This is a genomic window from Marinifilum sp. D737 (assembly GCF_026672275.1).
Taxonomy (GTDB): domain Bacteria; phylum Bacteroidota; class Bacteroidia; order Bacteroidales; family Marinifilaceae; genus Marinifilum.
The window spans coordinates 149756-164202 of the sequence record NZ_JANQCD010000003.1 but is presented as its reverse complement, the minus strand read 5'-3'; the positions used below and the strand labels follow the sequence as shown (position 1 = coordinate 164202).

7 protein-coding genes are annotated in these 14447 nt (G+C 40.6%); all 7 read right to left on the bottom strand.

Going from position 1 to position 14447, the window contains the following annotated elements; genetic code table 11:
* Positions 1 to 54 precede the first annotated feature (54 nt).
* The 7 genes from NQ163_RS03865 to NQ163_RS03835 all read right to left on the bottom strand — a co-directional run bounded on the left by NQ163_RS03865 (position 55) and on the right by NQ163_RS03835 (position 14445).
* Complete coding sequence (locus NQ163_RS03865; protein WP_268188970.1) at positions 55 to 2493, bottom strand: GH36-type glycosyl hydrolase domain-containing protein; 2439 nt, start codon at positions 2491 to 2493, stop codon at positions 55 to 57.
* A 98-nt stretch (positions 2494 to 2591) separates the two neighbouring features.
* Positions 2592 to 4307 carry a sulfatase family protein gene (locus NQ163_RS03860; RefSeq protein ID WP_268188969.1) on the bottom strand — a complete coding sequence of 572 codons (1716 nt, stop codon included), beginning with the start codon at positions 4305 to 4307 and terminating at the stop codon, positions 2592 to 2594.
* Between the two features lie 1075 nt (positions 4308 to 5382).
* Positions 5383 to 6867, bottom strand: a complete 1485-nt coding sequence (locus NQ163_RS03855; RefSeq protein ID WP_268188968.1) for a sulfatase — start codon at positions 6865 to 6867, stop codon at positions 5383 to 5385.
* Position 6868: 1 nt separating this feature from the next.
* A complete protein-coding gene (locus tag NQ163_RS03850) occupies positions 6869 to 9010 on the bottom strand; it encodes a sulfatase family protein (protein ID WP_268188967.1) in 2142 nt (713 codons plus the stop codon).
* A gap of 212 nt (positions 9011 to 9222) precedes the next feature.
* Positions 9223 to 11025: a cellulase family glycosylhydrolase gene (locus NQ163_RS03845; protein ID WP_268188966.1), complete on the bottom strand. Its 1803-nt coding sequence runs from the start codon at positions 11023 to 11025 to the stop codon at positions 9223 to 9225.
* Positions 11026 to 11034: 9 nt separating this feature from the next.
* Positions 11035 to 12783, bottom strand: a complete 1749-nt coding sequence (locus tag NQ163_RS03840) for a glycoside hydrolase family 9 protein (RefSeq protein ID WP_268188965.1) — start codon at positions 12781 to 12783, stop codon at positions 11035 to 11037.
* A 111-nt stretch (positions 12784 to 12894) separates the two neighbouring features.
* Complete coding sequence (locus NQ163_RS03835) at positions 12895 to 14445, bottom strand: sulfatase (protein WP_268188964.1); 1551 nt, start codon at positions 14443 to 14445, stop codon at positions 12895 to 12897.
* Positions 14446 to 14447: the final 2 nt, after the last annotated feature.

Sequence of the window (14447 nt, the reverse complement as noted above, 5' to 3'; positions counted from 1 at the left end):
CGGGCTATCCACTGTATAGTTAATTATTACTAAGCATTGATTTTGTTCTTGCTTTTATCCCATAACAACTTTCACCTTATTACAGGTTCCTTTATCCATTACAGGAACGATATTGGCATCCAATTTCTGATCATTCAACCAAAGCTCTTTAACTCCTTTGGAAACACCCTCAGGATTTACCACTTCAATCTGATAATTTGCACCTCTGAACTTACGGTTTACAGTATAGGTTTTCCATTCTTCAGGAATACAAGGATCTATTTTTATTCCATTATAGTCTGGCTGTATTCCCAGGATATATTGAACAACTGCATAGAAATTCCATGCGGCTGTACCTGACAACCAGCTGTTTTTACCTTCACCTGGTTTGTAAGCATCCTTACCTGCAATCATCTGGCAATACACATAAGGCTCTACCTTATGAAGTTCCTGAACTTCCTCTAAATAAGAAGGACAGATTTGCTTGAAGTAATTCCATGCTTCCTTACCGCGACCAATTTTGGTTTCCCCGATAATAATCCATGGGTTGTTGTGACAGAAAATTCCGGCATTCTCCTTGTATCCGGCAGGATAAGTTGAGATTTCGCCATATTCAATCATATACTTGCTGAAAGCAGGATTATTCAATACAATACCGTAAGGTGTATTCAATCTTTCCTTTACACTATTTAATGATTTCTCTACCATGCCTTCTTCGATTCCGATTTCAGCCATGGAGCACCATCCCTGAGATTCAATAAAGATCTTTCCTTCTTCATTTTCGTCAGATCCTACTTTGTTTCCATGAAAATCGTAGGCGCGAAGGAACCATTCTCCATCCCAACCTTTGGCTTTAACAGCTTCTTTCATTGCATCCACAGCTTTCTGTGCACGCCCGGCTTCTTCTGTTTTGCCCAGTTGCTTACACAAATCGATATAATCGTTTCCATAAACAACAAACAAACCTGCAATCATCAATGATTCTGCTTTCGAACCTTCGGTGTTGTTCTCAGTTGTTTGGAAAGATTCATTCGGATTGGTTGAGAAACAGTTTAAGTTCAAACAGTCGTTCCAGTCAGCTCTTCCGATCAATGGCAGCCCATTTGGTCCTAAGTTGTTAATCACATGATCGAAAGAAACCGTTAGGTGATTAAACAATGGCTGAGCCAGGCTTTCATCATTATCAAATGGTACCATTTCATCAAGAATTGAGAAATCACCACTTTCCTTGATATAGCTAACAGTTCCTAAAATCAACCACATTGGATCATCGTTAAATCCTCCACCAATGGCATCGTTACCTCTTTTGGTAAGTGGCTGATACTGGTGGTAACATCCTCCATCAGGAAACTGAGTAGAAGCAATATCGATGATTCTCTCACGGGCACGTTCAGGAACCTGGTGTACAAATCCGATTAAATCCTGGTTTGAATCACGGAATCCCATACCACGTCCGATACCTACCTCGAAGAAAGATGCAGAACGAGACATGTTAAAGGTAACCATACACTGGTACTGGTTCCAGATGTTTACCATTCGGTTCAACTTATCATCCTCGTGATCCAGCGTAATAATACTCAATAGGTTTTCCCAGTAAGCAGCCAGTTCTGCCAGGGCAGCATCTACCTTTTCAACTGTATCAAATTTGGCAATCTGTGCCTTTGCTTTTGTTTTATTGATAACGCCTTTGCTCTCCCACTTGTCGTCTTCTGCATTTTCAACGTATCCCAAAACAAAAATCAAATCTTTACTTTCTCCTGGCTGCAACTCAATCTCGAAATAATGAGATGCAATTGGAGACCATCCGTGGGCTTCTGAATTGCGAGGAGCTCCATCTAAAACAGCCTGTGGTCCTGAAGCTTCATTATACAATCCCATGAATGATTCGCGGTCGGTATCATAACCATCGATATCGGCATTTACATGATAAAACGCAAAGTGATTTCTACGTTCCTTGTATTCTGTTTTGTGGTACAATGTAGAGCCATCAATCTCAACTTCTCCGGTAGAAAGGTTACGCTGAAGATTGTTTTGATCATCCTCGGCATTCCACAAACACCACTCATTGTAAGAGAAAAGCTTAAACTTTTTAACTTCTTCACTCTTGTTGGTCAATTTCATTTTCTGAATTTCGCACCAATTCCCAAGTGGAATGAAAAGAGTAACTTCTGACTCCAGTCCATTTTTTTCACCTGTAATCTTAGTATAACTCAAACCATGACGACACTCATACTTGTCCAATTCTGTCTTTACAGGTTTCCACCCTGGCGACCAAATTGTGTCATTGTCCTTGATATAGAAATAACGTCCACCGTTATCCATTGGCACATTGTTGTAACGATACCTGTTCAAGCGACGAAACTTGGCATCCTTATAAAAACTGTAACCTCCTGCTGTATTTGAAACCAAGGAGAAAAAATCCTCGTTACCTAAATAATTGATCCATGGAAATGGGGTATTGGGCTGAGTAATTACATACTCTCTTCTTTCATCATCAAAAAATCCGTACTTCATTTTCTTAGTCATTAATGTTTCTGTTGCCGATTGATCATTTTCGGGACAAAGAGCAGGACGTAACAAATAGTTCCTACTCTTTTCTAACCAACTAATTTCTACTTCTTAAATTCACCGAAAATACCCGGTAAGTCATTCAAATACTTTTTCAACTCTTTCTTCAATCCCTTTAACTTGGCGCTGTAAGCCTCGTTTTCATACAGGTTATCTTGTTCCTTAGGGTCTTTATTTAAATCGTAAAGCTGATCGGCATCGTAATAGTGCTTATAGCGTTTTGTTGAAGGGTATTCAGCATCACCACCTCCAGGTATCAACATCAAGTGTGAAAAAGGAAGACTTGCATCATCGAAATGGTATTTCAATTTGTTTGCGATACGGAAATTGTTCCAGTCATCCAACTTCTGCTGACGCTCTTTCATGCTCCAGTTCATAGCATACTCAGGGTAGCGCAAAGCAATGTATTTGTGATTGTCCATCAACACCCCGCGAGAGAATCCCATTTCGAAATAAAGCGACTCGTGAATCTTTTCCTTCTTTCCATCCAGAATTGGCAAGAAACTTTTTCCATCAAAGGCTTTCACCTTTTCAACTTTTCCACCGGCCATATCGTAGATGGTTGGTGCAAAGTCGATGTTTGAAACCAAGGCCTCGTTTCTATTACCGCACTTGAATCCTCCCTTTTTCCATACAATTGACGGGCTACTTACACCGCCTTCGTAAACCGATCCTTTGGCATACTGACCGTGATCGCTAAAGAAGAAAATGATGGTATTGTCTAACTTTCCTTCATCTTCCAGCCTTTGCATTAAAGCACCAAGAGCATCGTCAATCCACAATACATTGGCTTTGTTTTCAGGAATATTTCCCGGCGTTGCCAATCCTGCATCAATTAAACGCTGACCAATTGTCTCTTTGGCTGGTTGAACATTAGGTGCTTTATCCAAAATTCCTTCTGAGGTGATTCTGCGATCCGCATCCCAGGCCTGCTCTGCATTTGTTGGTCCGTGAGGAACCGTTGTAGCATAGTAAAGGAAGAAAGGCTGATCCTCTGCTTTATCCATAAAATCCAGACTCTTCTCAGTAATCCAGTCCAGATTGTGATATCTCAACTTTTCAGGTCCCAGGTAGCTTGGATTATCGTAATAATTTGCACCAGCATAATCAAAACCACACTTGTTCATGGCATCGGAAATCAGATTGGCATTGCGTTTCAGTACTTTCACAGCATCCGGCGAAGTAGGATCCGTATCCAAAGGAAGTTTTCTCCAACCTTCTGCCTCAATTACATGATCTTTTCCGAAAAAACCTGTGGTATATCCCTGCTTTTTCAAAAGCTTGGCAATTGAATTCGATTTTGGTGTCATAAAAGAATTCCATTGCACCACAGTTTCCCCATCCATTCTCTTGGTATCCTTCAAAAACCCTTCGTTTTGAGCGCGACTTGCATACTGACCAGTCAAACAAGAAAAACGACTTGGCGTGCAAACAGCTGAACTCACATGCTGTCCGAACATCACAGTTCCCTCCTTCGCCAAACGATCTATATTGGGTGTTAGGTTTTTCCCCTTCCCTTCTGGCAAACAATTAAATTGAAAACGTTCCATATCATCCGCAATAAAAAAGATGATATTTGGTTTTTCCTGCTGCGAAGCGATATGCTTCCCTGCCGAATCACCGTTTTTACTTACAGATGCAGAAGCCTGCGCCTGATTTTCTCCTGCCAATAAACAGAATGGCAACATCGCTAAACTTAAGCTCTTAGCTGATCTTGATAAAAGACCTGTGCTTCTTCTTGTTTTTATAGTTTCGTTCATGTATTTGTTATTTTTTCCTTCAACCAGCCTGCTTACTCTCAATTTCTATTTGCTTGAAAAAACCTCTGCCAATTGAAAAATTTATCAATTATCTTTGAGTTTCGTTATCCCTTGTTCCTTATCGGCACAAACGATGGCACACTGTAGAAGACCTCGTTTTTAACCTTAAGGAACAGTAGCAAAAATAGATTGAGGGGGACGAAAGATGGTTCACTCATGAATCGGAAAGGTAGGTTTTACGATCTATCGGGATTGACCGCAAAAAAGAAGCTTACTTGAAAAAACTAATTGCCAGCCTACTACAGAAATACAAAGGCTCTTTTTTAGCTTTTCCAACTAATGTATTTGAATACTCTAAAAGAAAATAGATGAACCAAAAACAGTAGTTTTTCAAGCGATTTTTCGGGAAGGAAACAACACTTGTTAAGTGATATTTTGAGTTTCAAATTCCCATAATTTGAGCCAAAGCGAAAATTTGGCACTCAATTTTTATGGGCATTCTTCCAAAAATTTGGTGCTATATGGAATACAATGGGTAATTCATTTTAAGAGTTCTTTATCATCCTTACAAATTGCTTACTGTTGGATTAATTATTCCATCATATAGCATAGATTACTCAACGATTTATTTTTTGCTCAAGCCGCATGGCTCTTCTTTTCCCATTGCTGGAAAAGAAGCAAAAGATCTAGGGCGGGTAAGCTCAAGCTACTTATACTTGAAAACATTAAGTTCGGCGGGGTGATCTTCTCAATTCTTCGAAGCTTCCCCGTCTCTCTAAATGTTTTCTGCGTCTAATCAGCTTGACCTTCCAATGCCCGCAAAGCCCGCTCAAATTGAGCAGTTTATTGTAGATCACCTCACGATCTTTTTATCTCTAACATTTTCATTTTAAGTACTGCAAGTATTCCAAGTACTCTAGGCACTTATAGTATTTACCCACTACAAATCATACAAAGCCGAAAGTTTAATCGATATTAAAAATTATTGGAACATACCCACAAGTCTCAAAAATGAAAAACGCAGACATTGCTCATTGCAATATCTGCGTTATTGTATTTAGAATTCTGTCCTGCTTCAATTCTGAACAAGTTTCACACTCTTTTGAAAATAGTCTTTGCTCAATTGCTCCATCTCTTTTCTGGCCGAAGTGTAAGCACTGTCATCAATCAGGTTGCAGGTTTCCAAAGGATCCATTTTATAGTCGTAAAGCTCTTTGGCAACTATCATACCCTCGCCAAAAGCACCAATCTCCTCTTGTTTGAATTTGCTTTTGAACCACACCACATAACGGTAACGTTCATTTCTAAAAGCATATCCCATAAGATTCCCATTTCTGTGAAACTGACTCACCGCAACATCTTTCACCTTTTCCTTTTCTCTACTCATGATGGAAAGCAGACTTGTTCCATCAAGTTTAGCTGGAATATTCACACCGCTTAACTCACAAAGGGTAGGAAAAATATCAACAAATTCGGTAGGTGAAGCATTGCTCCCTTTATATTTGGAACCATAGGAAACGATGAGCGGAGAGCGTGTAGACTGCTCGTAATTGGTGTGTTTGCACCACATGTCATGGTCGCCCAAATGCCATCCATGATCGCCCCACAATACCACAATGGTATTCTCTCTCAATTCCAAATCGTCCAACTGTTTCAACAACAGGCCTACTTGCTGGTCTATAAAAGAAACACAGGCATGATACCCATGAATCAACTCCAGTTGTTTGCTGTCTGTAATCTTCCCTTTTTTGGGAACATCTTCATACAAACTTCTGATTTCCCAACCTGGCTGATAGGCAAAGTCTGGTGCATTTTCTGGTTTCTCCTGGAAAGGATGCACCTTAAAATCATTTCGATCATAGAGATCCCAGTATTTTTTGGGAGCCACAAAGGGCAAGTGTGGCTTATGAAAGCCTACAGCCAAAAAGAAAGGTTTTGACTGCCCGGACAATTGCTGCATCAACTCATTTCCCCTCATCAAAATCTTTCCATCAACAGTAATGCTGTCGGCAACATCTGGAGCTTCGGTACTAATTCGTTTTTTGGAATAGATCCATCCTTCTCCAATTGGGTTGGAACCTTCCAAAAGCTCGTAAGGCTCACTCCACGAAAGGGAATCATGATACTGATCTACCGAGCGAACATCGAAAACCTTCCCCACTGCTGCGGTGCTGTATCCATTGTTTTTGAAATGCTGCGGAAGCGTGGTAATATCAGGATTTTTATCTCGTATGAATGTCTTCAGGTCGTATATTTTCGTAAAATCAGGTCGCATTCCCGTTAGCAAACTGGCACGGGAAGGGCCACACACCGCCTGCTGACAGTGAGTATTTGTAAAAACTACTCCTGTTTGTGCCAAGTGATCAATGTTTGGCGTTTGTATCAAACTATCGCCATAACAACCCAACATGGGTTTTAAATCATCAATGGCAATAAAAAGGACATTGGGGTGTTGCTGATGAATTTCCTGTACTTTTTTGCTTTGACAGGATACCGCCAGCAAAGATGCCAATGCCAAAACGGATGCTGGTTTCATTATTGAGTTAAAGAAGTTCTTCATATTAACTGATTTGCGTGTTAAAAGGCTTACAAAATGGAGCTTTCCTTAGTTTCGACTCCCATTGTTCAAGCATGGTAAAATGCTCTTTTACTTGCTGATTGTATTTGGAGTCTCCAGCCAGATTGATGGTCTCCCCGGGATCATTCTTCATATCGAAAAACAGATAGTTCGTATCATTTCGATAAACGATCAATTTAAAATCCTCGCTTCTTACCATTCGCCCCTTATCATTATTCACCTCAGACACTACAAAATCGCGAAGCTTTCTCTTCTTGCCAGCAGCCAGTTTTCGCATACTTATTCCACTGCAGTTTTCAGGCACTTTGGCTCCTGCAAAATCACATACAGTAGGTACGATATCCAAACAAGAGAGTAAATTCTCATGATCGATAACTCCAGCTCTTAACTCTTTCGGATAAGAAACGATCATCGGCACTCGGCAAGCCTCATCGTACAAATAGTTTTTGGTTACCGACTGGTGACTTGCACTTCCTTCTCCATGATCGGAATTAAATAACACAAGCGTATTATCAGCTTCTCCAGTTTCCTCCAAAGCTTGCAGTACACGACCAATCTCAGCATCCACTTCCTCAACCATCCTGTAGTATGCCCACAGGTAGTAGCGCCAGTCAGTCTCGGTCCAATCCGTCTTTCTGGGAACAATCATTTTTTGAGGTTCCTCCAAGAGTGCATTGAAATTATCAGGCAAAGGAGGCAATTCATTCAGTACCGAATCCAAATGCCTGTCCTTGCGATTTTTGTTGTGTCTTTTAATCCAATTACAGATGTCGTGAGGCTGTAAGAAGTTTACCGTAAGATAAAACGGCTTGAATCGGTCCCTGTTTTGCAAATAGCCAACAGCCACACTGGAAACCGCCTGATCGCCCAGGGTTCCTTTCCCTCCAATTCCCATACACAATACCTTATCGAAACCGGGTATTTTCTCACCATAGGAATCAGGAATACCAACATGTAACTTGCCTGCAAACACGGTTTCATATCCTGCATCACGAAGTGAATGTCCCACAGTTTTTAATCCTGAAATAATCGATTTCCCGTTCTTAATTACCCCATGTTCACTGCTTGCCAATCCCGTAATCCAGCTTGCTCGTGTAGGAGAACAAATCGGATTTGGGCTATAACATTGACTAAATGTGACTCCTTTGCCTGCCAATCGATCCAGGTTAGGAGTATTCAAGCGTTTGTTTCCTAATGCCGACAGGGTATTCCAAGTTTGCTGATCGGTACTTAAAAACAGAATATTCGGACGCTTATCCTTTCTTATCTCTCCTCTTCTTCCTGAGAGTGCAGCTCTTTTCTCAATGGAGATTTCGCCAATTTCAGGGTAAGAAGCCTGATATTTGCTTTTACATTCCACATCGGCAATAAGAACACGCATCCCATTTATGGCAAGAAGCAATCGCCCATTGGCATCCACATAATACATCCAGGGAAGCATTCCCTCACCAATTTGCTCATAAGAATGAACCTCAACGGTTTTTCCGCCAATTTGAATTGTTGTATCTTCCTTGTATCTGATGCTGTGATTTTTCTTCTCCTTATCCAGTTCATCGAAAAGCGTAAAGTTCAGTTCCTTTACCCCTTCCATTTTCATTCTCTGAACCGTATCAAGCAAGGTAAAGTTCAAACAGATGTCCTCTTTTTCATTTGTCAGATCGGAGCTTTGGTAGGCACCAACTTCTTCCTTAAAGCCTTTTCCAGGAGCTTTAATGTATTCAGTGGCAGCCTCCCAGTTCAAAGGAGTTCCATATTGATTGTTCCTGGCCCTGATGGCAACCTTGGTAAGATGCATCCATTGCTTGTTCTCAGAAATTGCCTGCTCAACGCCATATTCTACCTTTCCCGAATGATCTGCAACATTTCTTGTCACATATAAATACCCGGAAGCTTCACCTGGCTTTCCTCTAAAAGGCATCCAAATTCTCCAGCTTTGTTCCCAATTTCCCATGGGATTAAATGCCTCTTCCGGCAATATCACATCCAGTTTTCCTTCATCAAATAAGATTTGAGGCGTAATCTTCTTTCCCCACAAATTCTTATTCTTTGCCGATAAGCCCATGGGAAGCAAAGCTGTTCCCAGAACGGTTAATGAAAATTGTTTTACAAAAACTCTCCGATCCATATCTGTTTGTTGTTTTTTGATTCTTCTATCTCAAAAATATTCCAATGATAGTGCATTGAAGTTAAAAATGCGTTCACGAAGGTTGGTTTTTGGTTCCAGCAATATCCCAAAAGTTCACTTTCAAAAATTGGGACCCCTGAGACAACAAACAACTTTCCCCTAAAACAGAAGCGTTTTAGGGGAAAGCACAAACGATTGATATATAACCTAACTTATATTCCTGACTTTTTAACCAATTTGATACACTTGCGCCAATCTTCTCCCACAAAATTCAACAGGTAATAGCCGCTCTGATAATTTTGGCCCAACAACAAACTCGACTTCGCAGGAGGTAAGCTTCCTTTTTGAACGGGTCTTCCCAATAAATCATTCACTTGAAAAGTGACTTTCTCACCACCATTCAGATTAGAATAGATATTGGTATGATTTGAAAAGATGGTTGGATAGACTTGTATGTTTACTTTTCTTTCTTCAGCAGGAGAAATGACAGCAGTTGGCACATCAGCCTCTTTTTGTTCCGCAGGATAAAGCCTGTCGTGATATTCTCCCAGAGAGATACAGAGGTAATCAAGCTTTAATGATTCCAATTGGTCAAGACCTGTCAGCTTGATCTGATTATCCTCTCCTGCTTCCAAATCAAGCTTCACAAGAATCTTTCCCCATCCCTCAATATCCGCAGTTGACGGAAAGAATACCTCCTCTTGCTCCGATACTTTATTTCCATTCTGATCCAAAGCAGCAATGCTTAAAACTGCATTTTGCTCATCCTGATTTTTATATCGAATGGTCAAGGTATATTGATCTGATTTGGGGATATAAACACTATTCAAAACAGCCTGATCGCCATGCTGTGCGTTTGAATAAGTAAGATACTGTTCTCCCGAAACATTCTCCGTTTCGTCTACAATTTCCAGTTGTCCGCTTAGATCGGCATCTTCCATTTCGTATCGGGTCATTAAAACCTCAACCACATCCTGCTCAAAATATCTTGTGGAAGGATCATCTTTCTGCTCGCGCTCCCAGGGGCCAATTCCCTTGCTATTCAAATTGTACATGTTCCACAGGGAGGTTGAATAACCACGCTTTTCAGCTTGCATTCTTATCCAGGAAAGCCATCTTTTTCTATCGGCGTCAGGCGCCTGGTTGTCCACGCCAAACTCTCCCAAATAAAGAGGTAAGATAGTCGTTTGATTTCGCTGAGCCCAGCTATTGTTTGCTTCCTCTACCTCGTCAAAAGCTTCTTCTACTACTGACCAACCTGAATCATTTACTCCATTTTCTCCCCAATGGGTTGTCACACCAAAAGTACCTTGCTTGGTAAAACTCTTGGGATCGTAGTAATGAAAAGTTCCAATCAAGTAAGGGTCGCCAGTGGGAAATACATCGTCGTCAAAAGCATTAATTAAAGCTTTCCTTGTGGTAAATCCTTGTCCCGACACAATAACCAATCGCTCTTCATTGCCTTCCACTTTTCTTATCTCAGCAATACTTTCATGAATCATACTCTTTAAATCGTAGCCTTTGTGCGGCTCGTTCATGATTTCGAAAGCCAGTTTATCGGTAGGATATGAAGCAAATGCCTGAGCCACCTGCGACCAGATTTTCTTCAGAGCAGGTAACTGATCATCGCTGTAATGCTCATTATACAAGTGCAAAGGATCAATCACCGCGATCAGTCCATTTGCCAAACACATGTCTGCTGCCTCCTTTAAATCATCAATTCTATCAGCATCAACTGCATAATTGGGAGCTTGTCCCATATGAAGATTTAGCTTTCCCCCTATTCTACAGTGGGTAAAATGATTTTCCTTTAAAAGCTGAAAATCATGATTGGAGTGAAAACGTCCTTCCATTTTGGCTGCCATAAAATTGGCTCCCCGGCCCATTTCCCGAACAAATTCAAAGGCCTTTGTTCTCTCTTCTTCCGTCTTGCTCTGGGCAAAAGAGGAGGATAGGAATAGAAATCCAATAAATAGCAAAAATAGTTTTATCCTTAGTCTTCTCGGTCGATACATGTTATAGATTTAAAAGTTATTGCTTAGTCCGCTAATCAGGAAAACCAAGGGAGCATTCCAGTTAATTGCGACTTCATTGGTAAGGTAACATTTGTATTCATCCTGATACCTTTTTGCTGAATACTTTGATGGAAATTGAAAGGCTGGTAGTTTCATATTGCTGGCACCACCAACCAAAAGACCTGGCACAGGCTCCTTTACTCCGTCTGCTGCAGAAATTCTATGATGCGGATATTTGGGATTCTGATGACCAAAACCAGTCACAAAACAGTATCCGGTTGCATTTCGTCCCAAAATATAGTCCAGGTTTGAATAAGCAGCATCATAATACATCTGTTTGCCAGTTAGTCTCCAAGCCTGCAACAAAAGCATTCCCTGATTGGCTGCAATGGCATTTGATCCCCACTTAAATTGAGCCTCCTGATTTCCGAAAGCCGTTCTGTTTGGCGATTCTAAATAGGAGTCAAGCAAGGCATCAGCCATTTTCAATAGTTTTCGATTTAAAATATGAAACTCCTTTCTCTCTGAAAAAGGAATGTTTTTTCTGTTATTCAATAAGGAGTATATTCCAAGCATGGCTGTATTTCCCCAACTTGGTACCGCAATATGATGAATTGTTTTATAATAATTCATGGCATGATGAAGATACTCATTATTCTTCGTACTCAGGAACAGTTCACTTGCAGCCCAGGCAAATTCATCCTTAAGCTTTTTATTGTCATAAGCTCCTGTGTTAATATCAGGATCATACTTTTTATTGAGTTCTTCCTGTTCGTAAAAGGTCACAGGATATCTTCCTGCCCAGGTCCAGGCCTTTTCTGCAGCAAGCAAACATTGATCTGCAAACTTTGGATAATCCTTTTTTAATACTCGATGAGACATGGCCATCACCGCAGCAAAGTTCAATGTTGCAGCTGTGGTTTTTTGAACCACGAACCTTTTCCTGTTCTTTACCTGGTGCGGCATATGTTCTCCGGCAAAGTTTGCTGTTGTTAGTTTATGATATACTCCCCCGTCATGCGGATCTTGCATACTCATCATCCATTTCAGATTATAGTACACTTCATTTAGAATATCGGGAATGTTGTCATTGGACTCCGGAATATTCAAATTCAAGGAGTTGAATCTTTGTTTTGAAAATTCATAGGAAGACATCAAGCTGTAACAGGTAATGCCTGAGTTTACCACATACTTGTTGTAATCGCCTGCATCATACCAACCTCCGGGAGCACTAATTACAGTTCCGGCAGGTCTCTTTTTTGATGCAGCTGAGGGATGAATAAACACCACTGTATCCGGGTGGGCTAAAGGACGGTTCCATTCACCACCAAATTCTTTTGTTATCGGGAAGGCAGAACGCCAGTAATAATAGGCTTTAGATGTAGCCTTTAGTACTTTTTTGAAACAGTCTTTGGAAATGGTAAACTTGCTTGATTTTCCACCTCCCGGAACTTCCAAATAGTATTCTCCCTCTTCCTGTAGTTTTGAAAAATCAGCAATCAGGATCTTCTCACCAGAACTTTTCCAGTAAGCTGCTTTTTCCAATTGCCCGGAGAATGCAATTTGATTGTTTGCAGTCCTGCGAATCAGAAAGTCTCCCTCATCCACAGCATGAATTGAAGCAATCTTTTCCACATTGGGCAAAAAACCAAGCTGATTTAAATAAATATCCTCTCCACCTTCCTGCGCAAAATTCAAACTGGGAAGTAGAAATAAGAAGATGCAAAATAAAGCCTTTATCACATTCTTGTTTTTCATCCTTGAGTAATTAACCATTCTGTATTTCCTTTTAAGACCATTTCTTTATTGATAAAAATATCAACCCGCCGAATTAGTTGGAGGGGGATCAATCCGGCAGGCGATACCATTTTATCTGTTTTTAAAGTAATCCAAACAGTATTTCTCCATCTGTTTTTTTACTTTACTATATTTCTTATCATTTACAACATTTCTGGTCTCCAGAGGATCCTTCTCATAATCGTAAAGCTCTTCAACAGATATTAAATCCTTTGAAAATTGTGATGGATTTCTAAACATGTTTTTCACCCAAACCACATAACGATACCTTTCCGATCTGAAAGCATAACCTTCTGCCTTTCCTCGTTGAAACTGACTCACGGCATAAGGTTTCACCTCTTTCTTCGGATCCTTCAGTACAGGTAGTAAGCTTATCCCATCCAGGTGCTCCGGAGTTTCAATATTTGCCAAATCGCAAAGTGTAGGAAACAAATCCAAAAATTCAGTAGGTGTTTTGCATACACCAGTATGATTCTCTCCGTCAGCAATGATCATTGGACTTCGAGTAGCCTGTTCGAAATTGGTATGCTTACACCAAATGCCATGATCGCCCAGGTGCCAGCCATGATCACCCCACAGGACAACAACAGTATTTTCTGTTAATCCCAGAGAATCCAAAGCATTCAACACCTTACCAACCTGTGCATCTATATAAGAAACCGCTGCATAGTATCCATGAATCATTTCTTTTTGTTTCTCAACTGGAATCAAATCAGATTCAATATCCGAAAAAGATTTCAAAGGAGGAATATCGGTATAAGATCGCAACTCACCAGAATTGTGATAGGCTAAAAGAGGCCCATTCTCAGCTGCTTTCTGATATTTTGCCAATGGCATTTCCTCTCTCTGGTACAAATCCCAATATTTCTTGGGAGCCACAAAAGGCAAATGTGGACGCTTAAAGCCAACACCCAGGAAGAATGGTTCTTCCTTTTTAGAAAGCTTTTCCAAACGATCGATAGCCGATAAGGCCAACACGCCATCTACATAAGCATTGTCTGGCACATCGGCACATTCGGTAGTTGGCTTAACAAAGGAAATTGCATATTTGGTAATTCCATATCCTTTCTTGCCCATAGCCTCTGCTTCCTTACGGTATTTGGCTACTTTTTCCTTGGTCTCCGGCAATTGGTAATAGCCTAAAGCAGGCTCTCCACACTTATCGTCGTAATATTTATAATCTCCTTCAAAGGCTTGAGCTTCGCTCCACGATACTTTGTCATGATGTTCATCCACACTTCTCTTGTCGTAGATTTTTCCCACACTGGTCGTGAAGTATCCATTTTGTCTGAAGTGCTGCGGTAAGGTTAAAATATCGGGATTCATATCTCGAATCAGTGTTTTCAAATCCCATACTTTTGTCTTATCTGGCTGTATCCCACACAATAGACTGGCTCTTGAAGGAGCACAAACAGCTTGCTGGCAATGGTTATTGGCAAATACTACTCCACGTTTGGCCAATCGGTCAATGTTGGGTGTTTTCACCAAATCATCACCATAGCAACCTAAAATGGGTTTTAAATCGTCTACTGCAATAAACAGGACATTCTTTTTTTCCTGAGCTTGTCCCAATAATGGCAATGTTGCCAAGGCCAAGGCCATGTATTTTTTTATTTTTTGCATCT

Bases quoted from the DNA above. Each gene is read 5' to 3' on its own strand.
- NQ163_RS03865 (WP_268188970.1), bottom strand. From the start codon at position 2,493: ATGAAGTACGGATTTTTTGATGATGAAAGAAGAGAGTATGTAATTACT.
- NQ163_RS03860 (WP_268188969.1), bottom strand. From the start codon at position 4,307: ATGAACGAAACTATAAAAACAAGAAGAAGCACAGGTCTTTTATCAAGA.
- NQ163_RS03855 (WP_268188968.1), bottom strand. From the start codon at position 6,867: ATGAAGAACTTCTTTAACTCAATAATGAAACCAGCATCCGTTTTGGCA.
- NQ163_RS03850 (WP_268188967.1), bottom strand. From the start codon at position 9,010: ATGGATCGGAGAGTTTTTGTAAAACAATTTTCATTAACCGTTCTGGGA.
- NQ163_RS03845 (WP_268188966.1), bottom strand. From the start codon at position 11,025: ATGTATCGACCGAGAAGACTAAGGATAAAACTATTTTTGCTATTTATT.
- NQ163_RS03840 (WP_268188965.1), bottom strand. From the start codon at position 12,783: ATGAAAAACAAGAATGTGATAAAGGCTTTATTTTGCATCTTCTTATTT.
- NQ163_RS03835 (WP_268188964.1), bottom strand. From the start codon at position 14,445: ATGCAAAAAATAAAAAAATACATGGCCTTGGCCTTGGCAACATTGCCA.